Source organism: Novosphingobium profundi (genome assembly GCF_020524485.1).
Classification (GTDB): Bacteria; Pseudomonadota; Alphaproteobacteria; order Sphingomonadales; family Sphingomonadaceae; genus Novosphingobium; species Novosphingobium profundi_A.
The window spans coordinates 476,233-503,183 of record NZ_JAIVLF010000001.1 but is presented as its reverse complement, the minus strand read 5'-3'; the positions used below and the strand labels follow the sequence as shown (position 1 = coordinate 503,183).

22 protein-coding genes are annotated in these 26,951 nt (G+C 67.0%); 12 read left to right on the top strand and 10 right to left on the bottom strand.

The features are described from left to right. Positions 1-66 precede the first annotated feature (66 nt). From LC060_RS02075 to LC060_RS02060, 4 genes are read left to right on the top strand one after another with little or no spacing between them, the layout of a single operon-like run. Entirely contained in the window at positions 67-753 is a 687-nt protein-coding gene (locus LC060_RS02075) for a response regulator transcription factor (protein WP_226632280.1), read from the top strand. Next, complete coding sequence (locus tag LC060_RS02070; RefSeq protein WP_226632279.1) at positions 750-2,105, top strand: sensor histidine kinase; 1,356 nt, start codon at positions 750-752, stop codon at positions 2,103-2,105. The genes LC060_RS02075 and LC060_RS02070 overlap by 4 nt, the downstream gene beginning before the upstream one ends. Continuing rightward, positions 2,102-2,719: a hypothetical protein gene (locus LC060_RS02065; protein WP_226632277.1), complete on the top strand. Its 618-nt coding sequence runs from the start codon at positions 2,102-2,104 to the stop codon at positions 2,717-2,719. The genes LC060_RS02070 and LC060_RS02065 overlap by 4 nt, the downstream gene beginning before the upstream one ends. A gap of 35 nt (positions 2,720-2,754) precedes the next feature. Next, positions 2,755-3,372, top strand: a complete 618-nt coding sequence (locus LC060_RS02060) for a TetR/AcrR family transcriptional regulator (protein ID WP_226632275.1) — start codon at positions 2,755-2,757, stop codon at positions 3,370-3,372. 165 nt (positions 3,373-3,537) lie between these two features. Here LC060_RS02060 and LC060_RS02055 read toward each other — a convergent pair whose 3' ends face one another. The 3 genes from LC060_RS02055 to LC060_RS02045 form a co-directional block, all read right to left on the bottom strand. Then, entirely contained in the window at positions 3,538-3,900 is a 363-nt protein-coding gene (locus LC060_RS02055) for a c-type cytochrome (RefSeq protein ID WP_226632273.1), read from the bottom strand. Positions 3,901-3,911: 11 nt separating this feature from the next. Continuing rightward, positions 3,912-4,436: a hypothetical protein gene (locus LC060_RS02050; protein WP_226632271.1), complete on the bottom strand. Its 525-nt coding sequence runs from the start codon at positions 4,434-4,436 to the stop codon at positions 3,912-3,914. A gap of 139 nt (positions 4,437-4,575) precedes the next feature. Beyond that, positions 4,576-6,561, bottom strand: a complete 1,986-nt coding sequence (locus LC060_RS02045) for an NAD(P)-binding protein (protein WP_226632269.1) — start codon at positions 6,559-6,561, stop codon at positions 4,576-4,578. A 717-nt stretch (positions 6,562-7,278) separates the two neighbouring features. Here LC060_RS02045 and LC060_RS02040 point away from each other — a divergent pair. After that, positions 7,279-9,870, top strand: a complete 2,592-nt coding sequence (locus LC060_RS02040) for a TonB-dependent receptor plug domain-containing protein (protein WP_226632268.1) — start codon at positions 7,279-7,281, stop codon at positions 9,868-9,870. 200 nt (positions 9,871-10,070) lie between these two features. Continuing rightward, complete coding sequence (locus LC060_RS02035) at positions 10,071-11,336, top strand: NAD(P)/FAD-dependent oxidoreductase (RefSeq protein WP_226632266.1); 1,266 nt, start codon at positions 10,071-10,073, stop codon at positions 11,334-11,336. A 242-nt stretch (positions 11,337-11,578) separates the two neighbouring features. On the opposite strand, the gene LC060_RS02030 is transcribed toward LC060_RS02035, so the two are convergent. Continuing rightward, on the bottom strand, positions 11,579-11,941 hold the full coding sequence (locus LC060_RS02030) for a tRNA-binding protein (protein ID WP_226632263.1): 363 nt from the start codon (positions 11,939-11,941) through the stop codon (positions 11,579-11,581). 208 nt (positions 11,942-12,149) lie between these two features. Here LC060_RS02030 and LC060_RS02025 point away from each other — a divergent pair, with 208 nt between their 5' ends. Continuing rightward, entirely contained in the window at positions 12,150-13,640 is a 1,491-nt protein-coding gene (locus LC060_RS02025; RefSeq protein WP_226632257.1) for an NAD-dependent succinate-semialdehyde dehydrogenase, read from the top strand. A gap of 5 nt (positions 13,641-13,645) precedes the next feature. Continuing rightward, entirely contained in the window at positions 13,646-14,719 is a 1,074-nt protein-coding gene (locus LC060_RS02020) for a tartrate dehydrogenase (protein ID WP_226632255.1), read from the top strand. Between the two features lie 104 nt (positions 14,720-14,823). Here the strand turns inward: LC060_RS02020 and LC060_RS02015 are convergent, their stop codons facing one another. The 5 genes from LC060_RS02015 to LC060_RS01995 form a co-directional block, all read right to left on the bottom strand. Continuing rightward, positions 14,824-15,321 carry an Lrp/AsnC family transcriptional regulator gene (locus tag LC060_RS02015; protein ID WP_226632247.1) on the bottom strand — a complete coding sequence of 166 codons (498 nt, stop codon included), beginning with the start codon at positions 15,319-15,321 and terminating at the stop codon, positions 14,824-14,826. A 27-nt stretch (positions 15,322-15,348) separates the two neighbouring features. Beyond that, positions 15,349-16,077 carry a haloacid dehalogenase type II gene (locus LC060_RS02010; protein WP_226632245.1) on the bottom strand — a complete coding sequence of 243 codons (729 nt, stop codon included), beginning with the start codon at positions 16,075-16,077 and terminating at the stop codon, positions 15,349-15,351. Then, the gene (locus tag LC060_RS02005; protein WP_226632243.1) at positions 16,064-17,437 is read right to left on the bottom strand and encodes an aminotransferase class III-fold pyridoxal phosphate-dependent enzyme; all 1,374 of its coding nucleotides are present in this window, start codon (positions 17,435-17,437) and stop codon (positions 16,064-16,066) included. The genes LC060_RS02010 and LC060_RS02005 overlap by 14 nt, the downstream gene beginning before the upstream one ends. Before the next feature lie 282 nt (positions 17,438-17,719). Further along, positions 17,720-19,915, bottom strand: a complete 2,196-nt coding sequence (locus LC060_RS02000) for a xanthine dehydrogenase family protein molybdopterin-binding subunit (RefSeq protein ID WP_226632242.1) — start codon at positions 19,913-19,915, stop codon at positions 17,720-17,722. A 2-nt stretch (positions 19,916-19,917) separates the two neighbouring features. Then, positions 19,918-20,385 (bottom strand): (2Fe-2S)-binding protein, encoded by a 468-nt coding sequence (locus LC060_RS01995; protein WP_226632240.1) that lies wholly within the window; start codon positions 20,383-20,385, stop codon positions 19,918-19,920. Positions 20,386-20,633: 248 nt separating this feature from the next. On the opposite strand from LC060_RS01995, the gene LC060_RS01990 reads away from it, so the two are divergent. The 4 genes from LC060_RS01990 to LC060_RS01975 all read left to right on the top strand — a co-directional run bounded on the left by LC060_RS01990 (position 20,634) and on the right by LC060_RS01975 (position 25,947). Next, entirely contained in the window at positions 20,634-21,356 is a 723-nt protein-coding gene (locus LC060_RS01990; RefSeq protein ID WP_226632238.1) for a Sir2 family NAD-dependent protein deacetylase, read from the top strand. A gap of 89 nt (positions 21,357-21,445) precedes the next feature. Next, on the top strand, positions 21,446-21,943 hold the full coding sequence (locus LC060_RS01985) for an RNA polymerase sigma factor (protein ID WP_226632236.1): 498 nt from the start codon (positions 21,446-21,448) through the stop codon (positions 21,941-21,943). Beyond that, a complete protein-coding gene (locus tag LC060_RS01980) occupies positions 21,940-22,923 on the top strand; it encodes a FecR family protein (RefSeq protein WP_226632233.1) in 984 nt (327 codons plus the stop codon). The genes LC060_RS01985 and LC060_RS01980 overlap by 4 nt, the downstream gene beginning before the upstream one ends. A 36-nt stretch (positions 22,924-22,959) precedes the next feature. Further along, positions 22,960-25,947 (top strand): TonB-dependent receptor, encoded by a 2,988-nt coding sequence (locus tag LC060_RS01975; RefSeq protein WP_226633580.1) that lies wholly within the window; start codon positions 22,960-22,962, stop codon positions 25,945-25,947. 9 nt (positions 25,948-25,956) lie between these two features. Here the strand turns inward: LC060_RS01975 and LC060_RS01970 are convergent, their stop codons facing one another. Further along, the gene (locus tag LC060_RS01970) at positions 25,957-26,835 is read right to left on the bottom strand and encodes a glycerophosphodiester phosphodiesterase family protein (RefSeq protein ID WP_226632232.1); all 879 of its coding nucleotides are present in this window, start codon (positions 26,833-26,835) and stop codon (positions 25,957-25,959) included. Between the last annotated feature and the right edge of the window lie 116 nt (positions 26,836-26,951).

Sequence of the window (26,951 nt, the reverse complement as noted above, 5' to 3'; positions counted from 1 at the left end):
GCGACCGCGACCGGGCTAGGGTATCCTTTTGAAATTCGGGACTCCCGGCAAGCGGGAAACGGGAACATGGCCGGACTGAACATTCTCTACGTCGAGGACGACGCCCGCGCCGCCCGGCAGGTCCGCGATCTGGCCGCGAAAGGCGGCGATGTCGTGCAATGGGCCGACACCGGCACCGACGGGCTCAAGCGTGCGGGCGCCGAGCCTTTCGACGTCATCATCCTTGACCGCATGCTGCCCGATCTCGACGGCCTCACCATCCTGGCGCGCTTGCGCGAGAGCGGCATCGACACGCCTGTTCTGATGCTCTCTGCCCTCGGACGCACCAGCGACCGGGCCGAAGGGCTCGACGGCGGCGCGGACGACTACCTTGCCAAGCCCTTCGAAAGCGAGGAACTGCTGGCCCGCCTACGCGCGCTCCACCGTCGCGCTTCGGGCCGCGCGCACAGCGCCGTGATCCTCTACGGCGCGTTCGAGTGCCACGTGAAGGCCCGCACGGCCTTCCGGGCCAACCGCCACCTCTCGCTCAGCCCGCGCGAATTCGAACTGTTCCGCTACTTCATGGAGAACGCGGGCGAAGTCCTCACCCGCGAAATGCTGCTGCGCGACGTGTGGAAGATGAACTTCGATCCCCAGACCAACGTCGTCGACGTCAACATCGGGCGCCTGCGCCGCAAGCTGGAGGAAGGCTTCGACAGCCCCGCGCTCGAAACCATCTGGGGCGCAGGCTACCGCCTGCTCGAAGGCCGGTGATCAAGCTCCTTGGCTTGCGCCACTCGATCTATTCGCGGATCGTGGTGCTGGCCTGTCTCAGCGCGCTCAGCATCACTTTCGTGCTCTGGATCTTGACCGACACGACCATTTCACGCGCTAACCAGATCGCGCTCGAGCGCGCGGTCGACGTCGACATGGCTGGGCTCGTCGATATCTACACCAGCAATGGCCTCCCTGAACTGCAGGACCGCATCGCCGACCGCATCGCGCTGGAGCCACGCAAGGGCACCTTGACGCACTACATGCTGGTTGGCGGACAGGGCCAGCGGCTGGCCGGAGACCTCACGCGCTGGCCGGACCTTCACGCCAGCCTCTCCCAGACCGGCAAGATCGCGGTCGATCGCAACCGCCACGCCTATGGCCGGGTCACCCAACTGGGCCCGAACCTGCGCCTCCTGGTCGCGCACGAGGCGCGCGATCTCAATACCTTGCGGCGGCAGGTCGGCTTCGTCTTCTTTGCCGGGGGGCTCATCATCGTGGCCGCCGTCGCGCTGACCGGCCTGATTGCCGTGCGGCGCCTCGCCACGCGTATCGAGCGCCTCAACACCGCCTTTCGCACGCCCGACGACACCGCTCTCGAAGCGCTGTCGCGCCATCTAGAGAACGAGGACGAGATTGGCGAACTCACCCGCCACTCGGCCAACGCGCTCGCCCGCCTGCGCCGCCTTGCCAGCGCCAACCGCGAGACGACCGACCACGTCGCCCACGAGATCCGCACACCGCTGATGCATCTCGACAACCGACTGGTAAAGACGCTGGCCGCGACCCCGGACCCGGAAACCGCCCGACGCATTGCCAGCGCGCGCAGCGAGATCCGGCGGATCATCCGGATGCTCGAATCGCTGCTCGACATTGCCGCCAGCCAGGCCCGGCGCGGCGACCGCCATGGGCTGGTTCCCGTCGACCTGTCCGAGATCGCCCAGCGCCTTGGCGAACTCTACGCCGACAGCGCCGAGGAAACGGGCCACGCGCTCATCCTCGACATCGAGCCGGACGTCGTGATCCCCGGCGAGGAAATGGCCCTTACCCGCCTCATCACCAACCTGCTCGACAACGCCTTCAAGTTCGTTCCGAAAGGGGGTACGATCACCCTTGCGCTCGAGGCTGGCCCCCGGCTCACCGTGCGCGATGACGGTCCGGGCATCCCCGAAGGACAACGCGAGCAGGTCTTCGAGAAGTTTTCCCGCGCCGGACAGCACCCGGAAGGCAACGGCGCAGGGCTTGGCCTCACGCTGTGCCGGGCGATTGCCCAGCGCCACCATCTCGAGATTACCCTCGTTGACACCCCACAGGGCGCCTGCTTCACCGTGACACCGGAGACCATGACATGAGCTTGTCCAGGCGCACGCCTTCGCTGTTCGAAGCCCTTGGCAGACAGACCCGCGCGGCCATTCTGGGCGGTCTTGCGCTGAGCCTCGCGCCCATTGCCCTGGCACAAGGCGCCGCAGCCCAGGCGGCCCCGGACAGTGTCAGCGGCGTCGTCGCCCTGGCCCTGTCCGAGGCCGCGCAGGCCTACGCCGACAACGATCCCGACAGGCTCGAGCGCGCGCTGGCCGTGATCGAGCGCGCAGGCGCCCTTCCGATTGCCGAGTGGTCGGGCGAGGACCCGGTGCCCTTGTGGCGAACCGTTGCCCCCGCCACATCCCCGGCCGCCCCGATCTACCGCGGCAGCCCGCTCGGCCCGGGCTACCGCAGCGGGCAGGTCACCGGCGGCAAGGCCGACCAGTTCGAACAGGTTTTCCTCTCAGGGGAGAAGGCGCGCATTGCCCTCTCCTCCCCCGGAAAGGCGCCCCTGTCCCTGCGGGTCCTCGATCGCAATGCCCGGGCCGTGTGCGAGGGCAGCAACGGCGCCTGCCAGTGGGTGCCCCTTTTCACGCAGCGCTACGTCATCGAAATACGCAATCAGGGCAAGGACCTCGCCCGCTACTTCCTCGTCGTGGAATAACAGGCCGGGGGGCGGGCCCTGGAGCCATTTTGGGCTTGCACTGTCCCCCTGCGCTCGGCACCCAGCAGGGCATGGCGAACCCGGCTTCCCCTCCGCCCCGCGATCCTTCGCGCGAAGACAGCATCCTCGCCGCGGCCGCCGCGCTCTTCGCCGAGCGAGGCTATGCGGCCACCAGCATTCGCGACATCGGGGAGAAAGTGGGCCTCCTGGGCGGTTCGCTCTACCACTACATCAAGAGCAAGGACGCGCTCTTCATCCGCGTCCACGACGATGCGCTGCGCGGCGCGGAAGAGGCGATCCGCAGCGCCATCGCACCGGTGACCGATCCCGCCCGGAGACTGGAAACCGCCTGCCGCGTGCTGATCGCGATCCAACTCGATCCGGCGTCGCTGACACTGCCACTGATGAACGATTTTCGCGCTGTGCCCGTCACCGTGCGCGCCAAGCTGATCGAGCGGCGCGATGCCTTCGAGACGCTCTTCACCGAGCTCGTGGAGGCTACGCCGCTGCCCGCGCACATCGACCGTGCGCTCTACCGGATCCTGCTGCTGACCACGATCAACTCGGCCGGGAACTGGTACCGCCCCGGGCGCCTCAGCCTGGACGAGGTAACGCGGCAGATCCTGGCGATCTATCAGGTGCCAGAAGCCTGAAGAATAGTTCCGAGGGCCATCGCCCCTTGACCCCAAAATCGGCAATCTCACGTTTCTCAGCCAGGTGGCACGCGAAAGGTAAGGTCGACAATTCGGGGAGCCCGAGGGCAATGGCCCTCGGAATCCTCCTTCTATCTTCCTATGATTTTTTCGAGACCTGCCGCGTCACTTCAGGGTCGCAAGATAGGCCAGAAGCGCCTTGCGTTGCTCGGCATTGCGCAGGCCCGCATAGGCCATGCGCGTGCCGGGAACTTCCTTGCGCGGGTTAGTAAGGAAGGCGTCCAGGCTCTTCGGATTCCAGCTCCGTCCGTCCTTGGCGAGTGCGGGCGAGAAGCGGAAGCCCTCGGCCGAACCCGCCTTGCGCCCCACCACGCCAAAGAGGCTGGGGCCCATCTTCTTCTCGCCCGGCTTCGTGCCGTGGCAGACTGCGCAGGAGCCGGTGAAGACCTTGCGGCCTGCGGTGGCATCCTGCGCCTCGGCGGGCAGGGACAGGCTTGCAAGGAGCCCTGCGGCGATCATGAAAGACATGCGCATCTCGATCAGTCCATCAGGTCCCAGCGGCGGTAGACGATGTTGGTATCGCCATAGCTGTAGTTGAGTGTCTCGCCGTCCTCGGAGAGCTGGTAGATGCAGGTGTACGAACCACCATTGCGTGCAACCACGAGTTCAAGCCGCCCCGGGCCAATGAGCTTCCACGACACGACGTTGTAGGGGTAGGAATTGGCATCGACGTGGTACTCGATCGCGGGCGTGCCGTCGGGCGTTGCGGCCCAGTGGCCGAAGGTCAGCTTGCCGTCCGCGCCCTTGGTCGCGAAGGAGACGAGGATCTTGCCGTCCTCGGAATAGGCAAAGCTGCGGATCGCGGCGAGCGGCGCGGCCTTGGGATAGGTCGAAGCCTCAAGATCCACCTTCCAGTAGCCGATCAGGCCCTGTGTCCCGGAAATACGCGGGTCGAGTTCGGGCGCGGCAGCCTGCGCCTCACCTGCGGCAAGGCCGGTGACAAGCACGCCGGTGGTGGCAAGGCCAAGGGCTGCGGCCGAGAAAGTCCGGGCAATCCAGTTCATCGAATATCTCCTGGTCAGGGCGCAAGGGCGCTGTCGGTGCGTCCCGGGGGCCAGGCACCGCGCACGCCGTGCGCATGAAGGTTGGGGGAAGGAAGGTCGGCAGAGGGGCAAGGCTACAGGCCCTGCCCCGCCCCGCAGGTCAGATCACTTCGTAGAAGCCGAACTGGCGCTGTTCGAGTTCGCGCACCGCGCGGAACGCCTCATCCATCGCCGTGCCTGCGGTCGAGACACCGCCCGCATCGGAATTGGCGATGGTGATACGCCCATAGGGCTGCTTGGCGAGCGTGGTAGGCGAGACCTTGGCCTCGCGGTCGGCCTCGAACAGGGTGTTGCGCCCGGTGGCAAAGCCATGGCCCCAGCGGTTGACCGTGATCGCAAGGATATCGCGCGCCGGATCAAAGCTGGTGCCCGCAAAGACGGCCGCCGCCTGGCTGCGCACGGCCTTCTCGAAGTACTCGAAAGGCGTGGCCAGAAGACCGGCTCGCGCCATGCGGAACTGGTCGTCGGCGTAAGTGCCGGGCTCGGGCGCCGCGCCCCCGCACAGTTCGCTCAGCATCGTCGTGTTCGAACACACACCCGAGTTCGAGCCGGTTCCAAAGCCCACCACCATCGGCTGGTCGGGCGAGGTCGGCGGGGTCATCTCGCCCAGATAGCGCTGCGCGGCGAGCCCCATCGAGCCGTAGAAGGTGTTGGGGAAGGAAACCCGCCCGACCTTGCTCTCGACGAAAGGCTGCCAGTTGCGGAAGAGCACGTTGGTAACCTGGTTCACCGCGCGCACGGCCTGGTGCATTGCGCCCTTCTGCTCCTCGGGCAGTTCGGGAATGAGGTAGGGCACGACGTTGTTCATGCAGGCCATGACCACGTTCTTGCCGCGCACCGCCATCATCTTGCCGTCGTTGATGTAATTGACCGTGCACTCGGACGTGTCGGGGTCGAACAGGCGCCCGTCCGGCCCTTCGTGCTTCACGCCGGTAACGATGCTCTTGAGGCGGATGCGCACTTTCTGGCCGGGTCGGTCGAGCGTGGAATAGTCGACCCGCTTGGTCTCGACCTCGGCGAAGTTGCCCGGCGGCAGCGCGTCGGGAATGAGATCGCGCACGATGAGGCGCGCGATGTCGCTGTTGCCGGCGGGCAGATGGTAATCGTCGTGGTGGATCGTCTCGCCCTCGGGCGAGTTTGCCGGACGCTCCAGCCCCAGCCCCTCGAAGCCGGGACGGTGGCGGAAGAAGGCAAACCAGGCCGAGCCCATGTCCGAGCCCAGGCACCAGATGCCTTGCATCAGGGGCACCACGTCGGGGTGCACCTTGGCGACGTTGAGCATGTAGTCGCGGTAGCTCATCGCGCGCAGCGTCTCGACCTTCTGCGCCGCGCTCATTCCGGCAAGGTAGTCGGTCTTGCCATTCACGAAGCGGTCGAGGCTTTCCTTGACGGCGGGCGGAAATGGCGTCTGGTCAAGCCAGGCACGGTCGAAGCGCAGCGTCGAGCCGCCCTTCACCATCTGGTCGCGGCCGTAGACCTCCTTGCGGAAGAACGTGCCGGATTCGAGGCCCAGCGACTTGTAGAGGTTGCCGTCCGAGCGGTCGGTCGGATTGCCCGGACCGATGCCCAGGTGATTGACGAGCGCGATCGAATCCTTTGTCCAGAACGAGGGCCCCACGATGTAGGACGAACCGCCGTTGGCGATCAGCTGCTTGCCGCTCGCCTGGAATTCGTTGCGCTTTGCGTGGCCGCCGAAGTCATCCATGTTGTCGATGATGAGGATCTTCGCGTCGTTGCCGAAACGCTCGCGGAAGTACCAGGCCGCGGCGAGGCCGCTGATGCCCCCGCCCACCACGACAAGGTCGTACATCTCGCCGGTGGGATCGCCCGCCGGAAAGACCTTGCCGTCGCGCATCTCGTGCGCGGCCTCGTAGGCGCCGGGGTGATGGCCTCGCATGCCGGTGCGGAAGGGCGGATAGTTCGCCGCGGTCACTGCGCCATCGACATTGACGCCCGAAAGCGCGGCGCCCTTGGGGCCCATCCCTGCCTTGGCGAAGGCCGAAGGCGCGGCCATGGCAATCGCGCTGCCGGCGGTCGCGGCGGCGACGCCCTGGATGAAATCGCGCCGGTCGATCGACCGGCCCATACCCAGATCCCTGTCTTCACCCCTCATAGTCGTTCCCCTGGTCTGGGCCAGCGCACGGCTGGCCTTCGTGTCCATGCAGAGCATCCCGGGCAGCACGATCTGTCGTGCCTGGGTGCGGGCGGGACGGCGCCCATGTCGGCGGCCCCGAACGCACGCCGGGGCGCGGATCTTGCGCTCCCGGTATCCTGTGCTCCTGCAGCGAGGCTATCAGCGGCCCTGTTCGATACGTGCCGAATTCCGGGCGAGGCGAAACAGATTCTGCTGAATACACCCTCACCGCCGAACACCTGCACCGCCGCATCACGCCCGCGCGGGAGTCCATTCAGCTCCGCAGTGAAACCCCGGAAACGCCCTCCTGAAAAGGGTTACATGGGGAATTTTGAGCCATTTTATCCGACAGACGAATGCGCGATGTCAAAATATCGTCGGAATTTTCATGATGCGATGGACTCGAAGCTCCTCGTGGAGAGAGCGTGCCGCAGTGCACAATAAGGCACCGCAGCAGCACATTTCGCAAAATCGGCGTCCGAATTGGCAGGTTCTGCCGAAGCCGCAAAAGAAAACGGCAACACAATCCCGTCGCCCCATACGACGATCCTAGGCGACACAAAGGTCCGGACAAATAACGCCGGAACCCAGAGATCCGGCCAGCACGAACAGACAGGAACGGGTCCAGAATCGGAGAGGGAGGAATGACACAACAAGGGGGATTACGTGATGACTAGGATCACCAAGTACCGGGGGCTTGTTGCCACCTCCACGCTGGCCGTGGCGCTCGCCTCGTCGCCGGCACTTGCACAGGACAGCGTCGTTTCCGCCGACGAAAGTGCAGCCAACGCCATCATCGTCAGCGGCCTGCGCGGCCAGCCGCGCTCGGTCACCGATTCCGCCGTGCCGGTCGACGTCTTCAGCGAAGAGACCATCGAGCGCGCCTCGCAGACCGACACGCTCGACATCCTGCAGACGCTCATCCCGTCCTACACCGTCAACCGCGCGGCCAACACCACGTCCGACACCTTCATCCGCGCACCCAGCCTGCGTGGCCTGCCCGCCGACAAGACGCTGCTGCTCCTCAACGGCCGTCGCCGCCACAAGTCGGCCAGCGTGGGCGTGAGCCGTTACGGCAGCCATGCCGCGGACTCCGCGGTGATCCCGGCCATTGCGCTCAAATCCATCGAGGTCCTGCGCGACGGCGCCGCCGCACAGTACGGCTCGGACGCCATCGCGGGCGTCATCAACTACGAGCTCAAGGACGACAACCACGGCGGTTCGCTGGTGGCCCAGGTTGGCCAGTACTACGAAGGTGACGGCGAAAGCGTCCAGATCGCCGGTAACATCGGCCTGCCGCTGACCGACAACGGCTTCATCAACATCTCGGGCCAGTACACCGACAACGACTACACCAACCGCGCGCGCACCTTCGATTCCACCTCGTGGAACCCCTTCGACGCCTACGAGAACGATCCCGCCTACCGCGACGCGGTGGACGCCGCCGGTATCGACATCTCCGAGCCGATGGAAGTGCGCGGCCAGCCCAAGGAACGCGCGGGCCGCATCGTCGTCAACTCTGGCATCGACCTCAGCGACGACACCGAGCTCTACGCCTTCGGCAACTTCTCGCGCTCGAAGGGCACCGCCATGGCGACCTTCCGCGTGCCCGGCGGCGGCCACGTGGTCATGGACAACCCGGTCCGCCTCGAGGACGGCTCGACCTGGCGTTTCGCGGACCGCTTCCCGCTTGGCTACCAGCCCAACTTCTCGGGCAAGGTGACCGACTGGAGCATCGCGGGCGGCTGGCGCACCGAGCGGGACCTGGGCGGTGACCAGACCTTCTCCGCCGATGTTGCCGCGCGTTACGGCTGGGACAAGATCGAATACTCGATCGCGGACACCGTGAACCCCTCGATGGGCCCGGATTCGCCGACCGACTTCGACGCCAGCACCTACACCTCGGACGAGTTCGCGCTCAACGCCGACTTCGTCTACACCGTGGGCGTGGGGCTAGCAGGCCCCCTCGTCTTCAACTTCGGCGGTGAGTTCCGCCGCGAAGGCTTCAAGATCGGCGCGGGCAGCCCCGGCTCCTACACCGGTGGCCCCTGGGGCATGGCCGACCCGTTCAACTTCTGCTCGAACGAGGCCGACTTCGCCGACCGCTCGCTCAACGCGGGCGCGCCGATGGGCATGGGCATTTCCTGCACCGATCCGTCCGACCCGGTCTACACCATCATGCAGCCCGGCTCGAACGGCATCACCGGCCTTTCGCCCGATGTCGCCAGCGACTTCACGACCGAGAGCAAGTCGGCCTACGCCGAACTCAGCGCGGACGTGACCGACGAATGGTTCGTCGACTTCGCGGGCCGCTACGAAGACTACCAGAGCTTCGGCGACAAGTTCGTCTGGAAGATCGCCACGCGCTACAACGTCACCGATTGGGCCGCCGTGCGCGGGTCGCTCGGCACGGGCTTCCGCGCGCCGACGGCCGGCCAGCTCAACATGACCCAGTCCGCGATCAACACCGTGGGCGGCGTGCCGATGAACATCGGCCTCTACCCCGCCTCGCACCCGGTCGCGCAGTACCTGGGCGGTGAGGAACTGGGCCCTGAAACCTCGAAGAACTACTCGCTGGGCCTGACCCTCAATCCCTTCGACGGCTTCACGCTGACGATCGATGCCTACCGCATCAAGATCGAAGACCAGCTCTACGCCACCTCGCGTATCACCGTGACGGACGACATCCGCGCCGCCATGCTCGAAGCCGGGATCGAAGGCGCAGGCGCCATTGACCAGATCCAGTTCTTCCAGAACGCGATCGACACCACGGTCGAGGGTCTCGACATTGTCGCCTCCTACCGCGGCTACTTCCTGGGCGACCAGCCGACCACGATCACCGCGGCGTTCAACACGAACTCGTACAACATCGACAACGTCAACATCGCGCAGGTCTCGTTCAACGACGTGACCGTCTACAACTTCGAGAACAACAACCCCGACTGGCGCGCCAACGCCACGGTGTTCCATGACTTCGGCCCCGTCCAGGCCATGGTGCGCGCCAACGTCTTCGGGCCCTGGTCGCGCCAGACCACCCGCGCGGGCAACGCCATCCAGGACTACGGCACCGAGGTTCTCTTCGATGCCGAGCTGACCGCTCCCCTGGGCGATGGCTACAGCCTGACGCTTGGCGCCCGCAATCTCTTCGACGGCTACCCGCCGGTGAACCGCATCGACGACACCAACGGGCGCACCTACGTCGACGGGCCCATGAGCTGGCAGGGCGGTTTCTATTACGCGCGTCTGAACTTCGACTTCTGATCGCACGTATAGGGGCCGAAAGGCCCCACCCCATCGACTCCGAGGCCGCCTCCTGCCCTTCGCCGGGGCGGCCTCGGGAACGATCTTCATTTCGAAAACACCCTACCTTGACCGGGCCCGAAGCCACGCGCTCCGGGCCCGCTTTTTTGGGGCGCGACGCCCCCCAATTCCCATGCCTCCCTGAACAAGGAGCGATCCGCATGAGCGATACCCCTTCCCCCGCACTGACGCGCCGCGGCCTTCTCGCCACGGGTGCCGGTCTGGGCGCAGCCGCGGCCCTTTCCGCCACCTCGTCCGCCAGGGCGCAGGTGTCCGCCCGCCCCGGCGCGCCCGCGATCAACCGCAACCTGCCCGACGTTGCCGTGGTAGGCGCCGGAGCTTTCGGCGGCTGGGCCGCGCTGTCGCTGCGCGAGGCCGGAGCCAAGGTGACACTGGTCGACGCCTATGGCCCGGGCAATCCGCGCGCGTCCTCGGGCGATGAAAGCCGCCTCCTGCGCCTCTCCTACGGCCCGCGCGAGATCTACACCCGCTGGGCGCGCCGCGCGCAGACACTCTGGGAGCAGCGCCAGGAGGAATTCGGCACGCGCCTGTTCTATCCCAACGGCAGCCTGCGCACGATGTCCGCCGATGCGCTGGCCGAGCAGCGCGCGCTCTTCGACCGCCTCTCGGTGCCCTACGAGGTGCTGTCCCCGGACGAGGTCCACGCGCGCTGGCCGCAGGTCGACTTCTCCGAATACGAGACCGTGTTCTACGAACCCACCGGCGGCGTCGTGAAAGCGCGCGAGGCGATGGTCGCTGCGTCCGAAGCCTTCATGCACAAGGGCGGTACGATGAGGATCGGCCATGCCAAGGCCGCCCCGGCAGGAGGCTCCGCACCGCTTACCGTCGATGGCGAGCCACTGGCCTGCGGCGCCGCTCTGTTTGCCTGCGGCCCCTGGCTGCCCCGCGTGTTCCCCGAGCTGCTGGGCGACCGCATCGTCACCCCGCGCCGCGAGATCTTCTACGTCGGCTCGCCCATCGACGATCACCGCTACCGCTGGGAGCACCTTCCCAACATCGCCGACAGCCACACCTACACTGCCGCCGATGTCGACTACGGCACCAAGATCGCGGCAAACCTGCGCGACGTGCCGATGGACCCGGACGACGGCGACCGCATGGCCTCGGGCTTCCTGCGCGCGCAAGTGGAAGACTACGTCGCCCGGCGCTTCCCCGGCCTCGTCGGCCAGCCCATCGTCGCCACCCGCGTGTGCCAGGTGGAACTGAGCGACAACGGCCACTTCATCATCGACCGTCATCCCGACCTGCCGGGCGTGTGGGTCGCGGGCGGCGGCTCGGGCCACGCCTTCAAGATGGGACCCACCATCGGCGAATACCTCGCGGCACGTGTGCTCGACCAACCCGGCGACAGCGCCACCGATGCGCTGTTCTCGCTCGCCAGCCATAAGGCGCGTACGCACGAGTAGGGTTCAGGAAAAGGGATGTTCCGAGGGCCATCGCCCTCGGGCTCCCCTAACTGTCTGCGGCAGTTCGCGCGGCCACGTCGCGCAAGAATGGCAAGGTCAGGAACCATGGAACTGGGGGCAAAGCCCCCTTTTATTCCGAGTTGCCTCACCCCACAGCGCCGAACGCGAGGCAAGGCGCAACACTCTCCGATTCCGGGAGCCCGAGGGCAATGGCCCTCGGAAACATCTTCCTTTCTTCCCGCTTAGAACAACGCCGACCCGTCCTCCACGCGCGAGCGGGGAGAAACCACGATCACGCCGGTATGGCCGCTCTCCATTGTCTCGCCCGGTGCGCCCAGGATCAGGATTTCGGAGGTGAACCCGGCGATGTTGCGCGCGCCGAAGTTGACGATGCAGCAGACCTGGCTGCCGAGCAGTTCCTCAGGCGAATAGTTCGTGACCTGCGCGCTCGACCAGCGAAGCCCGAGGGGGCCCAGGTCGACCTCGATCTTGTACGAGGGATTGCGCGCGCGGGGGAAGGGAAGGACCTGCGTGATGGTCCCCACCCGGATGTCGAGCGCATCGAAATTGGCGTATTCGGCGGCAGGTTTTGCTTCGGGCGTCATAGGGGCTCCAGATGGCTGTTTCCTGCGCAGTCTAGCGCCCGAGCCAAGGCGGCGGCGTCCCTTGTATGCCAGGCCCGTGCGATATTCTGCCGCGCCTTTCGCGCAATTCGGTGGCATGTGCCGCCCGGCATTCGCATCCAAGTACCACCCGCTCGCGGGCCCCGACTAGAACGAGGGGACCACGCCAACTCCAATTGCAGGGCCTGAGATGACCGACACCCTCGATACGCGCACCGCCCCTCTGGGCGAGAGCCTCGCCAACCCCGCGCTCTTTCGCCAGCAGGCCTTTGTCGCGGGCGCGTGGGTCGATGCCGATGGCAGCGCCGCGCTCGACGTGACCGACCCGGCAAGCGGCGCGCGCGTCGGCACGGTTCCGGCCTGCGGTGCGGCCGAGACCCGCCGCGCGATCGCCGCTGCCGAAGAGGCACAGGCACAGTGGCGCCGCCAGACGCCCCAGCAGCGCAGCGCCGTCATCGAGGAGTGGCACCGCCTCATCATGGCCAACCAGGCCGACCTTGCCCGCATCATGACCGCCGAACAGGGCAAGCCCCTTCCCGAAGCGGCGGGCGAGATCGCCTACGCGGCGAGCTTCGTGAAGTGGTTCGCGGCCGAGGGCCTGCGCATCCACGGTCACGAGGTCGGCTCGCCCTTTGCCGACCGCCGCATTCTCGTGCGCAAGGAACCCATCGGCGTCACCGCCGCGATCACGCCCTGGAACTTTCCCGCCGCGATGATCACCCGCAAGGCGGCCCCTGCGCTAGTCGCGGGCTGCGCGATGATCGTGAAGCCCTCCGAGCTCACCCCCTTTACCGCCCTGGCCCTTGCTGCGCTCGCCGAAGAGGCAGGGCTGCCCAAGGGTGTCCTCAGCGTCGTCACCGGCCTTCCCGCCGAGATCGGCGCGGAGCTGACCTCCAGCCCCGTCGTGCGCATGCTGACCTTTACAGGCTCCACGCGTGTAGGCGCACTGCTGATGGAGCAGTGCGGCGGCACGGTGAAGAAGATGGGCCTGGAACTGGGCGGCAACGCACCCTTCCTTGTCTTCGACGACGCCGATGTCGATCTAGCCGTCGAGGGCGCGATGGCGAGCAAGTTCCGCAATGCGGGGCAAACCTGCGTGTGCACCAACCGCTTCTACGTGCAGGCGGGCATCCACAACCGCTTCGTGGAAAAGCTGGGCGCGGCCGTGCGCGCGCTCAAGGTGGGCGCGGGCACCGAGGAGGGCGTCAACATCGGCCCCCTCATCAACCAGGCCGCCTGCGACAAGGTGGAGGCCCACGTCAGTGATGCGCTGGCCAAGGGGGCTGAGATCGCCGCGCAGTGCGCCGCGCCGGACGGCTACGCCGCCCCCATCGTGCTCGCGGGCGTGACCGAAGACATGCGCGTGTGCCACGAAGAGACTTTCGGGCCGCTCGCCCCCGTCATCCGATTCACCGACGAGGCCGAGGCGATCCGCGCGGCGAACGACACGCCCTATGGCCTTGCGGCCTATTTCTACACCCGCGACATGGACCGCGCCTGGCGTGTCAGCGAAGCGCTCGAATTCGGCATGGTCGGTCTCAACACCGGTGCCATGGCGATGGAAGTCGCGCCCTTCGGGGGCATGAAGCAATCGGGTCTTGGCCGCGAGGGCGCGAGCGAGGGCCTGGAGGAATTCCTGGAAGCCAAGACCTTCCATTGGGCCGGGATCAAGGGAGCCTGAGACGAATGAGTGAACGTACCTATCGCATTGCCGTGATCCCCGGAGACGGGATCGGCAAGGAAGTCATGCCCGAGGGCGTGCGCGCACTGGAAGCTGCGGCCAAGACGTTTGGCTTCAAGCTCGAGCTGGAATGGCACGACTTCGCCTGCTGCGAATACTACGCCCAGCACGGGAAGATGATGCCCGATGACTGGAAGGCGCAGATCGGCGATGTCGATGCGATCTACTTCGGCGCGGTCGGCTGGCCAGACACCGTGCCCGACCACATCTCCTTGTGGGGCTCGCTCATCCAGTTCCGCCGCGAATACGACCAGTTCGTGAACCTGCGCCCGGTGCGCCTGATGCCCGGCGTCCCCTGCCCGCTCGCGGGCCGCGAGCCCGGTGACATCGACATGATGATCGTGCGCGAGAACACCGAGGGGGAATACTCGGCCATCGGCGGAATCTCCTTCCCCGACACCGAGCGCGAAATCGTGGTGCAGGACACGATCATGACCCGTTTCGGCACCGAGCGGATCCTGAAGTACGCCTTCGACCTTGCCATGACGCGCCCTGAAAAGCACGTCACCTCGGCGACCAAGTCGAACGGCATCGCCATTACCATGCCCTGGTGGGATTCACGCGTGGAGGAGATGGCGGAGAAGTACCCCGAGATCCGCACCGACAAGTACCACATCGACATCCTCGCCGCGCAGTTCGTGATGAACCCGGACCGCTTCGACGTGGTCGTCGCCTCCAACCTCTTCGGCGATATCCTCTCGGACCTTGGCCCCGCCTGCACCGGCACCATCGGCATCGCGCCGTGCGGTAACATCAACCCGGACCGCTCCAAGCCTTCGCTGTTCGAGCCGGTGCACGGCTCGGCCCCCGACATCGCGGGCCAGGGCATCGCTAACCCGGTCGGCCAGGTGTGGTGCGGCGCGATGATGCTCGAACACCTGGGCGAGACCGAGGCCGCCGCCGCCATCGTCGCGGCCATCGAAAGTGCGCTGTCAAAGCCTGAGACCCGCACGAAGGACCTAGGCGGCCAGACCGACACCGTGGGCTGCGGCACCGCCATCGCCGACGCCATTGCCTGACGAAATGAGCCCCTCCTGCGCATGGCAGGAGGGGCCTGACACGAAAAAGCCCGGCCAGGATAGCTTCCTGCCGGGCTTTTTCGTGTCGGACGGTGTGGCTGTGTTCAGCGGGCCAGGGACGGAGCGTGCAGCTTGACCGGGGCCTGTCCGCGCGCAACCGCGGTCTTGATCACGATATAGGAAAAGTACTTGGAAACGCCGATGCCGCTTTCCAGCAGTTCCTCCATCATTTCCTGGTACTCAGCTATGCCGCGCACCACGAATTTCAGGAGATAGTCGAAACCGCCGCTGACAAGGTGGCATTCGACCAGCTCCTCGTACTGCGCGATGCGCGTCTCGAACTTCTGAAAGTCCGCACGGCGATGGTCGCCCAGCGTCACCGAGGTGAAGACGATCTGGCTCGTGCCGATCTTGGCGAGGTTGATGATCGCGCTGTAGCCCGAAATCAGTCCCGCCGATTCCAGCCGTTTGACGCGGGTAAGACAGGGGCTGGCGGACAGGCCTACCTTGTCCGCCAGTTCCGCATTGGTGATGCGGCCGCTTCGTTGCAGTTCGGCCAGGATGTTGATGTCGATCCGGTCGAGTTTCGGTGCATTGATCATGGTGCGGCCCCTGTCTTTTTGCGTTCTTTAATCCCCGTTGCGTAGCTCTTCCTGGTGCGCCTTCACAAGATCGGCCATCGAATTGAACCGGAAGTCGTAAGTCGGCTCGTGCGAGGGGGTCATGGTCGCGCCGAAACCCGCCTGCGCGTGGCGACGGTAGATCCAGCAATTGGCCATGCCGAACTTGCGCGCGGGGACGTGATCGTGGAACAGGCTTTCCGCCGTATGCAGGATGTCGCCCGGCTCCAGTCCCAGGTCGCCGATGTGGCCGTTCATGTACTCGAAATTGCGATCCGAGGGCTTGTAGGCGCCCACGTCCTCGGCCGAATAGATCGCGTCGAACTCGACCTGCAGCTTCTCGTTCGAGTACTGGAAGGTCTTGTTGTCGACATTCGAGAGGATGATCAGCTTGTAGTACTTCTTGAGGTACTGGAGCGCCCCCGGGCTGTCGACAAAAGCCGGCCAGTTGCGCACCGAGCGCCCGTATTCCTCGCACTCGGCCTGCGAGAAGGGAACGCCCCACTGCTCGGCGAGGCGCTTGTAGACGATGGGCAGGAGGTCCCGGTAGGGCTTGCCCGGCGTCTGGGCCTGCTGGCGCGATTCGTGGCGCGCGTGGGCCTGCAGGATCTCGTCGCGGCTCATGTCCGTGCCGACCCGCGCGGTCAGTTCGCGCAGGCCCTCGATCATGCCCGATTCCCAGTCGATGAGCGTGCCGTAGCAGTCAAACGACAAGGCCTTGTAATCACCCAACCGCATCGCGGATCTCCTTGATAGTAAGCAGTTCGTCGAGGCTCTTGCGGAAGCGCTCCAGCATGAGGTCGACTTCGTCGGTGGTGATGCACAGCGGCGGCGCGAAGCCAACGATGCCATCCCCGAAGGCCCGGAACACCACGCCGTTGCGATAGCCGATATCGGCAAGGTGCTGGGGCAGTTTCATCTCTGCGGTGGGCCGCGTCTTGGCCGCCTTGTCGGTGACAAGCTCGACACCGGCCAGCAGCCCCTGCGAGCGCACGTCCCCGACCAGCGGATGATCGCGCAGCGCCTCCAGGCCCTTGGCGAGGTGTGCGCCCGAAGCGACGCCGTTGGCGAGCAGGCCGCCCTCTTCGTAGAGGCGCAGGACCTCCAGGCCGATCGCCGCGCTCACCGGATGGCCCGAATAGGTCATGCCGTGGCCGATCGAGACCCCCGGCGGGGTCGCATCGGCAATCGTGCGGTAGATGCGGTCCGACATGAACAGCGCGCCCATCGGCGCATAGCCCGAGGTCAGCCCCTTGGCGGTGGTCATGAAGTCCGGCGTCAGCCCCTCGTGCTCGCATGCGAAGAGCGGGCCGGTGCGTCCGAAGCCGGTAATGACCTCATCGATGCAGAACAGGATGTCGAGCTCGCGGCAGGCTGCCTGCATCGCGGAGAGCCAGCCCTTGGGCGGGACGATCACGCCGCCCGAGCCCACGACAGGCTCGCAGAAGAAGGCCGCGACGTTCTCCGCGCCCAGTTCTTCCACCTTCGCCTTCAGTTCGGCGACAGACGATGCGATCAGCGCGGCATCGTCACCCTCGAAGCGGTAGGGATAGGGGCACGAGATATGGTGCTGGACGGGCGTGGGCACATCGAACCCGGCGTGGAAGGCCGGCAGGCCGGTCAGGCCCGATCCGGTGCTGCTGGAGCCATGGTAGCCGCGTTCCAGCGCGATCATGTGCTTCTTCTGCGGGCGGCCGGTGATGTTGTAGTAGTAGCGGATGAAGCGCACGACGCTGTCGACCGCGTCCGACCCGCCGAGCGAGAAGAACACGTGGTCGAGGTCCCCCGGTGCGCGCTGGGCGAGCTTGGTCGCCAGCTCGATCGCGGGTTCGGAACCGAAGTGGAAATAGCCGGTGGCATAGGGCAGGCGCGACATCTGCTCGGTCGCGGCCGCGACGATGCTGTCCTGGCCATAGCCCACGTTGACGCACCACAGCCCGGCGAACCCGTCGAGCAACTCGTGCCCGTCGATGTCGGTGAGGTAGGTGCCCTTGCCCGAACGCAGGATCGTGGCCCCGCGCGCCTCGTGGTCGCGCCACGAGGCCACCGGGTGGATCCAGTGCGCCTTGTCGTTTTCCAGCAGTGAATTGGCGATCATGTTGTGTCCCTTGCGGCTCGGCCTTCCGTTGTAGTGGGACGGGGATGTCTTTGCTCCCGATTGCGTCGGGGGCTGGAGCGTCTTCTGTCGTTTTTGGCCGGGTGTGCGGGCGAATCTGCTTCACACATACACAAGTGCGACGATGCCGAGAATCCCGCAGAAACCCTCGCCTTTCAGGCCCCAAGCATGCGCGTTTTACGCAGGGAGGTGGACACCACCCGCGGTTTCGAAGCGCCCTCCCTCGCCAGAATCGGAACTATCTGCCGCGCGTCACAGGCCCGCTCAGACCAGATCCTCCTCGCGCAAGGGGAGCTTGCGGATACGCGTGCCCGTCGCCGCGTGCACCGCGTTGACGAGCGCGCCCACCACCGGCGGCAGCGCCGGTTCGCCAAGTCCGGTCGGGCCATTGTCGCTGGGCACGAAGGCCACCTCGATCTCGGGCACCGCGTCGATGCGCATGAAGGGGTGGGTATCGAAATTCGCCTGCTCGACCGCACCGTCGACCTGGGTGATCTCCTGGCCTGCGAGCGCCTGGCCCAGACCCTCGATCACGGCGCCGCGCACCTGCTGCTCGGCATTCAGGGGATTGACGATCTGGCTACCGACATCGCCCGCCGCCCAGACGCGCGGCACACGCACCTGACCATCGCGCACCTGCGCCTCGACCACCACCGCGAAATAGCCTGCGTGGCTGAAGTAGAAGCCGAAGCCCTTGCCGCGCCCGCTTGCGAGGCCGCCGCGACCAGCCCAGTCGGCCAGGACGAGAACCTTCTCGATCACCGAACGCGCGCGGCCAGTCTGGAAATCGGCCTCGCGCGGGCCACTGCCGGGGATCGTACGGGCATCCTCGCCGAGCAATTCCAGCAGCAGCGCCGGGAGATCGCGTCCACCCGCCTGGGCCACCTCGTCAAGGAAGGAGAGCAGCACGAAACCCAGGCTGTTCGAGCGCGGCGCGCGCAGCCAGCCGGTGGGCAGGTTGGTCGCGATCAGGCTCTGCTCGATCCGCGCGTTGGCAAGGAGGTTTGCCGGGACGATCCCGGCGGCAACCTCGGCCCCGCGCGACGGCGCCCCGTCCGCTCCGAAGGTGACGTAGTGGTCGCGAAAGGCGGTGAGGCGCCCTGCCGCGTCAATCCCCGCGTCCAGTTCGTGCCACGCACCTGCTCGGAAGAAGTCGCGGCGAAACTCGTCCTGGCGGCTGTAGAGGAGCTTGACCGGAACGCCCGGCACCTTGGCCGCGATGGCCGCAGCCTGGACCATGTAATCGCCCATGAGGCGCCGCCCGAAGCCTCCGCCGATGCGGGTGAAGTGGATGCGGATCGCCTCCTTCTCCAGCCCCAGGGCTGCGGCGACAAGCGCGCGTCCGCTTTCCGGGTTCTGCGTGGGCGACCAGATCTCGATGGCATCGCCGGTAAACAGCGCGGTCGTGTTCTGCGGCTCCAGCGTACCGTGCGCCAGGATCGGCACGGCATAGCGCGCCGTGATCCGCTGGCTGGCACCGTCCAGCGCGGAGGCAACATCACCCTTGTCCAGCACGGTCTTCTCAGGTCCGCGGTCCAGCGCCTCGGCCGCGCACTTGGCATACCCTTGCGTGGAGTAGCCCTCCACCGCGCGGGTGTCCCATTCGACCTGGAGTGCAAGGCGCGCCTGGTCGGCGCTCCACCAACTCTTCGAGAGGATCGCAACGCCATCGAGCAGCGATTCGGCCTGCCCGTCCCCCTCGATCACGAAGACGTGTTCAATGCCGGGCATCGCACGGATCTCATCAAGGTTGGCGGAAACGAAACGGCCGCCCACTGCCGGACAGGTTTCGAGCACGGCGTGGAGCATGCCCGGCCGGTCCACGTCGATCCCGAACAGCGGCTTGCCCTGCGTGATCGCGGGCGTATCGACGCCCATGACCCGCGTGCCCACGATCCGGAAGGCGGACGGGTCCTTCAAGGTCAGCGACGCGGGATCAGGCGCAGTCTGGCGCGCGGCACCTGCAGCGAAGGTCGCATAGGGCGCCGCGCGTCCGCTCGCTTCATGGAGCACCCGACCTTGCCCACTCGACAGTGCGGAGACCGGCACGCCCCATTCCTGCGCCGCGGCGGCCAGCACCATCGCGCGCGCGGCCGCGCCTGCCTGGCGCATGGGCAGCCACTCACGCCCCGTGGTGCGGCTGCCTCCTGCCGACTGCGCGCCGTAGATCGTGGCATCGGCGTCGGTCTGCTCCACTGTCACGCTGTCCCAGGCCACGTCGAGCTCCTCGGCGATGAGCATGGGGAGCATGGTCTTGGCGCCCTGCCCGATCTCGGCGTTCTTGCCCCCGATCACCACGCGGTTGTCGGGCAGAATGCGCACGAAGGCGGTGATCGGCGCGGCATCCAGACCTTGCGCAGAGGCGCGCCCCAGCGGCAGCGCGAACTCGAACGCGACGCCGCCACCGGCAAGCAGGCTGGCGGCGATAAAACTCCGGCGGCTGAGAGATGTTCGAGCCATGCTCATGCCTCCTTCGCCTTGTGTGCGGCATCCTTGATGGCGGCGCGTATCCGGGTGTAACTCGCACAGCGGCACAGGTTGCCCGCCATGGCCGCGTCGATGTCCGCATCGGCGGGTTCGGGCACTTCGTGCAGGAAGGCGGTCGCGTTCATGATCTGCCCGGCCTGACAATAGCCGCACTGGGGCACGTCGAGCGCGCACCAGGCCGCGACCACATGGCGCCCCACAGGGTCAGCCCCGGCGGCCTCGATGGTGGTCACGCTCTGGCCTTCGATGAGCCCAACCGGCGTAATGCACGCGCGCGTGGCCACCCCGTCGACGTGGACCGTGCAGGCCCCGCACAGGCCTGCCCCGCAGCCGAACTTGGTACCGGGAAGGCCGATATCCTCACGCAGCGTCCACAAGAGCGGCTTGGCCGGATCGACATCGAGCGTCGTCTCGTCGCCATTGAGGGTAAAGCGGATTGCCATCGTGTCCTCCAGAGGGCCTCAAGGCCCTTGCGTCCCGTACTGCCCGTTTACAGCACAGGCCCTAGCGCGAACCAACCGGGATTTTGTGCCGGATTGCCCGGATCGACCCGCCACTCCTGCCATCTGCGCGCACCTGCGCGGGAGAGCCCACCTTCGCGCCTGATTTTCCCGGTCTTTCTTTCCAGGGCTGCCTTTGCGCCCGCCCCGGCATCGCTAGGATGAGACAAAACCAAAGGACCACACACGCCATGACCGATCTCGTCTTCCTGACCGGCGCAGGAATTTCCGCCGAGAGCGGCCTTGCCACCTTCCGCGGCGAAGGCGGCCTGTGGGAGGAAGACGAGGATCTGCGCGCGCTCTGCTCGGCCGAAGGGCTCGCCGCCCAGCCTAGCAACGTCCACGCCTTCTACGACGCGCGCCGGGCGCAGCTGCGCGAAGTGGCCCCCAATCCGGCTCATGTCGCCCTCGCCCAGTTGCAGGAGCGCTGGATCCGTGAAGCACGCGGGACCTTTACGCTCGCCACCATGAACAGCGATGACCTTCACGAACGCGCAGGCAGCCGCGAGGTGCTGCACCTGCACGGCACGCTTTTTGCCGCGCTTTGCGCCGAATGCGGAAACCGCGTGGGCTGGGAGGGCGAGCTCCCCGTGCGCGAGGACTGCCCGGCCTGCGACGCGCCCGCGCTGCGCCCCGATGTCGTCCTCTTCGGCGAAACCCCGCGCCACCGCCACGCGCTCGAAGCTCTGGCCACAAAGGCCGACATATTCATCGCCATCGGTACATCCGCCAGCGTCCACCCCGCCGCCCGCCTGATCGGCCTTGCCCGCGCGAACGGCGCCGTCACAATCGAGGTCAACCCGGCTCCAACCGGCACGGCGGACATCCTCCATGTCCTTTGCGGCCCGGCCAGCGAAGAGGTGCCACGGCTCGTGCGCGACCTCCTTGCCGGAGCCCACGCCGTGCCGTTCTGAGCCGCGCAAAGGCAAGAGGTCCCCATCGTCTTCAAGCTGTCACGCGAAGGCCATAGGCGGCATCCCCAAGGGGATACGGGGCTGTCACGATGCACTTCGACGAAACGGCGTACCGCAAACTGCGCACCGACATCTATGGCTTTGCCTATAGGCGGCTGGGCGATCACACCGCGAGCGAGGACGTGGTCCAGGACAGCTTCGTGCGCCTGGCCCACTACGCCCCCGATACCGTGCGCAACGTGGGCGCCATGCTGCGCCGGATCGCACGCAACCTCATCGTCGATCACGCGCGCGTAGGCCTTCGCCGCGCCGAGGACGTTCCCGCCAGCGAAATCGAAATTCCCAGCGAGCAACCCTCCCAGGAGCACGCCATGCTGCAACGCGAACGGATGGACACGGTGTCCCGGATCATTGCCACCATGCCGCGCCAGCGGCGCGAGGTCTTCATCCTGCGCCGCCTCCACGGGCTTTCCGCCAAGGACGTCGCCGCCCAGCTCGACATCAGCCCGAGCGCGGTCGATGCCCACGTCGCGCGCGCGGTACTTTCCCTCCACCGCGCCATGGCCAGCCAGGACGAGCCGGCATGACACCGCCCGACGACACCCTACCGGACGACGAGGACGAGGCCGCCGCGCTCTGGGTCGCGCGCCACCTCAGCCACGCGGTCGATAGCACCGCCTTCGAGACATGGCTTTCCGGCGTGCCAGACCGGCGTGCCCGCTTCGAAGCGCTCTGGGCCACCTGCATGGACGAGGCGGTCACCGATGGCCTGCGCCTCCATGCCGAAACCGCTCCTCGGCCCGCAGGCAACGACAACGCCGGAGCGGCTCCGCGTCCATCCCGGCGCCGCGCACTTGGGCTGGCCGCAGGCGGAGCCCTGCTCGTGGGCGCACTCGCCCTTGGGCTGCCGCAGTTGCGCTTTCAGCTCACACCCGAGAACAGCTGGAGCACCGGGCCTGGCGAAGTGCGCGCGATCACGCTGGCCGACGGATCGCAGGTCCATCTCAATGGCAACAGCCGCCTCTTCGCCCGCATCGGGGCCAACCGGCGCGAGGTCCGCCTCGAGACGGGCGAGGCGCTGTTCGACGTAACGCACGATCCGGCCCGCCCCTTTACCGTGAGCGCGCAAGACAGCACCGTTACCGTGCTGGGCACGCGCTTCGACGTTGCCCTCAACGGCGAGGCGGTAGACCTGCAGGTCGAACGCGGTCTGGTGCGTTTTGCCGCCAGTGCACCGGGCGTTGCCCCTGTGAGAGTTCCCGCCGGTCACGCCACGCGCCTCGCCGATGGCGCGATCGCTCCGCTCGCGCGCATCCAGGACGAGGACGTCGAAAGCTGGCGGAGCGGCTGGCTGCGGGTGCGCGACATGCCGCTGGGCGAACTCCTCCCCCAGTTGGAGCGCTGGACCGACCGGCAGGTTCTGGTCGAGGACCCGGCTCTCCTGCGCACGCGCGTCGCGGGCCGCCTGCACCTTGCCGAGCCGGTCACGGTGCTGGAGAACCTGGGCCTGCTCCACGGTTTCTCGGTGAAGGACACCGGTCATGCCCTGGTGCTCGACCGCATCTAACACGGCCCCATTCGGCGGCGGGAAAACCGGCCGGTGATGCGCCTTGCGGCTGCAGCCAGCCTTGCCGCGATGGTGGCGCTTGCGGCCTCCCCCGCGGATGCCCGAACGCGCGACTTCGCCATTCCGGCAGGCACGCTGGGCGACGCGCTCAACGCCTGGTCCGCGCAGAGCGGCGTCCAGGTCCTGAGCGCGCCTGAAACGCTGGAGGGCCGACGAAGCCATGGCGCGCACGGACGGATAGCGGAGATGGACGCGCTCGAACGCATCCTCGCGGGCACGGGCCTGATCGCCCAGCGCCGGGCCGGAGCCGCCCTCATCCGCCCCCGCGCAAAGACCGCCGCCCGCACCGGCCCTGCATCGCGTATCCCGTCCAGCCCCGCACCTGCCTACGCACCGCCCCCGCTGACCGGAGATCCCATCCACGTCATTGGCCTGCGCATGTCCGAGCGCCGCGCGCGGGCGACCAAGCACGAGGCCCGCGTCATTGCCGATGCCATCTCCAGCGACGAGGTGCGCCGCCTTCCCGACACCAGCGTGGTCAATGCCATGCGCCGGATCCCCGGGATCTCGGTGATCCCCATTGCCGACAACGAACACCCGCGCGACGTGCCCATTGCCCCGGTCGTGCGCGGGCTCACCCAGACCTACAACAACGTCACCGTGAACGGCCTTGCCATTGCCTCGACCGGCATTCCCGAAGCCGGCACGAACAGCGCCAGCCGGGGTGTGCGGCTCGACATCCTGCCTACCACCCTGGTGAGCGAGCTCGTCGTGCTCAAGACCTTCACGCCCGAGCGCGATCCCAACGCCATCGGCGGCGCCATCGACATCCGCACGCGCAGCGCCTTTGCAGGTGGCGGCGCACCCTTCGCCTCATTCGGAGCCGGGCTCACCGGGCCCAGCCGCCAGGGCGAAGTCCAGCCCCAGTCCACCCCCGGCCTCCACGCCAGCGGCACCTTAGCCACGACCTTCGGGCCGGAGCGCCGGTTCGGTCTCGTCCTCTCGGCCAATGTCCGCCGCCTCCAGAACAACAGCGACATGCACGGCACCAGCGACAGCGGCTTCCTTGCGTTCTACGCCCCAGACGGCACGCGCGTGGACGAAGAGGACCCGCGCGCGCAGGGACGTCCGGTGCCGGTTCAGGACAAGTACTGGATCAACAGCTCGGACCGCCGCCGCCATGGCCTCTCGGCCCGTTTCGAAGCCGATCTGCCCGATCTGGCAATCTCCACGTTCCTGGGCAGCTTCACCTTCCGCGACGGCTTCATCCGCAACGAAGTCGTGATCGAACCACGCGGCGCGATCACGCGGGAGAGCGACACCTCGGGCCACTTCACGCACGGCGCGGTGCAGGTGGGCTACCGCGACGGCGTGACCCGCACCACCACCCGGCTTGCGCTTTTCGACGCCACCTGGTCACCCTCGGACCAGGACAGCCTTTCCCTTCGTGCCGCGCGCACACAGGCCACCATGGGCGAGGCCTACACCATGGTGAAATTCACCTCGGGCCGCGACGCACAGGGCGAAGTCACCGGATCGGCCGCCTTCCCGGTCACCTACGACACGAGCGCCCTCCACCACAGCTACACCGTGCCGCGCGCAAGCTACACGAACCTGGCGCTCTACCCCGCCGCCTACTGGCGCGAGCGGGCACGCAGCGCGGTCTCCGACCTTGATACCGCGCGGCTCGACTGGCGCCGCAACATGGCGCCCGGCGAGAGCGGACTTGGCCTTGCTGCGGGGACAGGCGTGCAACGCGCGCGCTATCGCTACCGCTATGCCAACACCGCGTGGAACACCGGCAACCGGAACCTGACCTTGGCGCAGGCAGGAGAGGTGCGCACCAATCCCCTCCCCTTCAACCGGGCGGGACTGCCACTAATCGAAATCGATCCCGACAGGGCCTGGGCCCTGTTCGAGGCCAACCAGGAGGACATCGCCCTCACCTCGGACATCGGCGATGCGCTGCGCGACCGTTTTGACCATGACGAGACGAGCCTTTCGGCCTACGCCATGGCGCGCCTGGCGCGCGGCCCCTGGGAACTGGTGGGAGGGCTCCACCTCGACCGGACCTCACTCTCGACGCAAGGCTACATCGAGGCTGGAGACGACTGGACCGCGACAACGGCCTCTTCGCGCTACACCCGGCTGCTCCCGGCCTTTCTGGCCAATTTCGATCCCGCGCCGTCCCTGCGCCTGCGTGCCGGATACAGCCGTACGCTGGGGCGTCCCAGCTACGAGAGCTACGCCCCGCGCGCCGCAATCGACTTCGGCAGTTCGAGCCTTGCCGGAAACCCGCAAAGCCCGGACGTCACTGTCCGGCTCGGCAACCCCGAGCTCGCACCGCGCACCTCGGACAATTTCGATCTGAGCGCGGAGTGGACGCTGCCCGCCCGGCTCGACGGTCTCGTCTCGGCCGCCCTCTTCCACAAGCGCATCCGCGACGAGATCTTCGATGCGATGACGCAGGGCTATACCTGGGAGGGCGTGCATTACGCCTCAGCCCAGGTAATCCGCCCCGTGAACGCCAGCGCGGCGCACATATCAGGAGTGGAGCTGAGCGCCAGCGTGGGCTCGCTCGGCGCGCTGTCACGCCACCTTGCCCCCTTCGGATTCACCGCCAACTGGACCCGGCTCGACGGAGCGATGTCGGTCCTGCAAACGACCGGCTCGCAGCGCGTGGTCGAGCGGCTGGTCGGCCAACCCTCGCAGATCGCCAATGTCAGCCTGTTCTATGCCCAGGACGGCCTGGAACTGCGGGCCGCGCTCAATGCGACGGGGCGCGCGCTTCGCGCCGTGGCGCCCGACGCGCCCTCACAGGACGTCTACTGGGCGCCGCGCCGCCAGGTCGATCTCCAGGCCCGCTACCACTTTGCGCCGCGCTGGAGCGTGGTACTCGACGTCTCCAACCTCACCCAGGCCCGGCTGACCAGCCTGACCGGCCCCGGGCATGGCTGGCTCAAGGACAGCTACGCGGTGCCGCGCAGCGTGCGCCTCAGCCTGCACTGGGGGCTGGGAGGGTAGGCTGCGACCTCAGTCACCGGAAATCCGGCACTGGCGCAGTGCCTTGCGAAGCGCGGCGGGATAGTCGGTCTGGATCACCGACACGCCCATGGCGCGAAGATCCGCGAGCCTGCGGCACGTCTCCGCTTCGTCGCCCTGTGCCAGCACGGTATCCGTATCCCCCAGCGCGTTGGCCCAGATGCGGGCGGGAAGCGCCGCAATTGCCGCGCTCGCCGCGCGGGTGAGCGACCTGGGGTCGCCGTGCACGATGGCAACCGGAGCCAGCCCCCGGTTGATCTCCTCCAGCCTCGGGCCGTCTGCACGCAGGCGCGTCATCACCGGCAAGCCCGGCACAAGGCGGCGTCCGGCCCGCAGGGTTTCGCTCTCGGAATCGAACAGGATCACCTGCTCGGCCATGCCCAGCCCCTCGACCACGGCCAGCACCGGAGCGACCTTGTCGGTCTTCATGTCAAGATCGACCAGCGCCTTGCCGCAGGACGTCACCAGCAGCTCCTGCAAGGTGGGCGGGCTCTCGGCGCTGCCTTTCAGGCGCAGCGCCCTAAGCTGGGCATATGTGATGTCCGCGTTGGAACCGGCGCCGTTCGTGGTGCGATCCAGCGTGCGGTCGTGCATCACGTAGGGCACGCCATCTGTGGTCACGCGCACGTCGATCTCGATGATGTCGGCCTTCTCGGCAATGGCCTCGGCGATGGCCGCGCGGGAGTTCTCGGGCGCGGCCAGATGCCCGCCCCGGTGCGCGGCGATGAGAATGCGTCCGTTCGGGTCCGCGCGCTCGGCCTGAAGGCGCGTGATATGGTGGTTTGTCCCGCAGAAGGGCTCCGCCGCCCACGCAGCCGGCGCGGCCAGCGCCAGTACGGCCACCAGACTTGCGCGAAGGAGTGTTTTCATGATCGAAGTTCCCCTGCCCCGACCGGGGCAGCCTAGAGGGATGAGAGGCCAAAGGCGAGGACTCCAGGGGAACGCATGTCCCGCTGGAGCCCTGCTGTCACGATCCTGAGGCCAGG

Coding starts and splice junctions, on each gene's coding strand:
- LC060_RS02075 (WP_226632280.1), top strand. CDS start 67: ATGGCCGGACTGAACATTCTCTACGTCGAGGACGACGCCCGCGCCGCC.
- LC060_RS02065 (WP_226632277.1), top strand. CDS start 2,102: ATGAGCTTGTCCAGGCGCACGCCTTCGCTGTTCGAAGCCCTTGGCAGA.
- LC060_RS02055 (WP_226632273.1), bottom strand. CDS start 3,900: ATGTCTTTCATGATCGCCGCAGGGCTCCTTGCAAGCCTGTCCCTGCCC.
- LC060_RS02050 (WP_226632271.1), bottom strand. CDS start 4,436: ATGAACTGGATTGCCCGGACTTTCTCGGCCGCAGCCCTTGGCCTTGCC.
- LC060_RS02045 (WP_226632269.1), bottom strand. CDS start 6,561: ATGGGCCGGTCGATCGACCGGCGCGATTTCATCCAGGGCGTCGCCGCC.
- LC060_RS02040 (WP_226632268.1), top strand. CDS start 7,279: ATGACTAGGATCACCAAGTACCGGGGGCTTGTTGCCACCTCCACGCTG.
- LC060_RS02035 (WP_226632266.1), top strand. CDS start 10,071: ATGAGCGATACCCCTTCCCCCGCACTGACGCGCCGCGGCCTTCTCGCC.
- LC060_RS02030 (WP_226632263.1), bottom strand. CDS start 11,941: ATGACGCCCGAAGCAAAACCTGCCGCCGAATACGCCAATTTCGATGCG.
- LC060_RS02025 (WP_226632257.1), top strand. CDS start 12,150: ATGACCGACACCCTCGATACGCGCACCGCCCCTCTGGGCGAGAGCCTC.
- LC060_RS02020 (WP_226632255.1), top strand. CDS start 13,646: ATGAGTGAACGTACCTATCGCATTGCCGTGATCCCCGGAGACGGGATC.
- LC060_RS02015 (WP_226632247.1), bottom strand. CDS start 15,321: ATGATCAATGCACCGAAACTCGACCGGATCGACATCAACATCCTGGCC.
- LC060_RS02010 (WP_226632245.1), bottom strand. CDS start 16,077: ATGCGGTTGGGTGATTACAAGGCCTTGTCGTTTGACTGCTACGGCACG.
- LC060_RS02005 (WP_226632243.1), bottom strand. CDS start 17,437: ATGATCGCCAATTCACTGCTGGAAAACGACAAGGCGCACTGGATCCAC.
- LC060_RS02000 (WP_226632242.1), bottom strand. CDS start 19,915: ATGGCTCGAACATCTCTCAGCCGCCGGAGTTTTATCGCCGCCAGCCTG.
- LC060_RS01995 (WP_226632240.1), bottom strand. CDS start 20,385: ATGGCAATCCGCTTTACCCTCAATGGCGACGAGACGACGCTCGATGTC.
- LC060_RS01990 (WP_226632238.1), top strand. CDS start 20,634: ATGACCGATCTCGTCTTCCTGACCGGCGCAGGAATTTCCGCCGAGAGC.
- LC060_RS01985 (WP_226632236.1), top strand. CDS start 21,446: ATGCACTTCGACGAAACGGCGTACCGCAAACTGCGCACCGACATCTAT.
- LC060_RS01980 (WP_226632233.1), top strand. CDS start 21,940: ATGACACCGCCCGACGACACCCTACCGGACGACGAGGACGAGGCCGCC.
- LC060_RS01975 (WP_226633580.1), top strand. CDS start 22,960: ATGCGCCTTGCGGCTGCAGCCAGCCTTGCCGCGATGGTGGCGCTTGCG.
- LC060_RS01970 (WP_226632232.1), bottom strand. CDS start 26,835: ATGAAAACACTCCTTCGCGCAAGTCTGGTGGCCGTACTGGCGCTGGCC.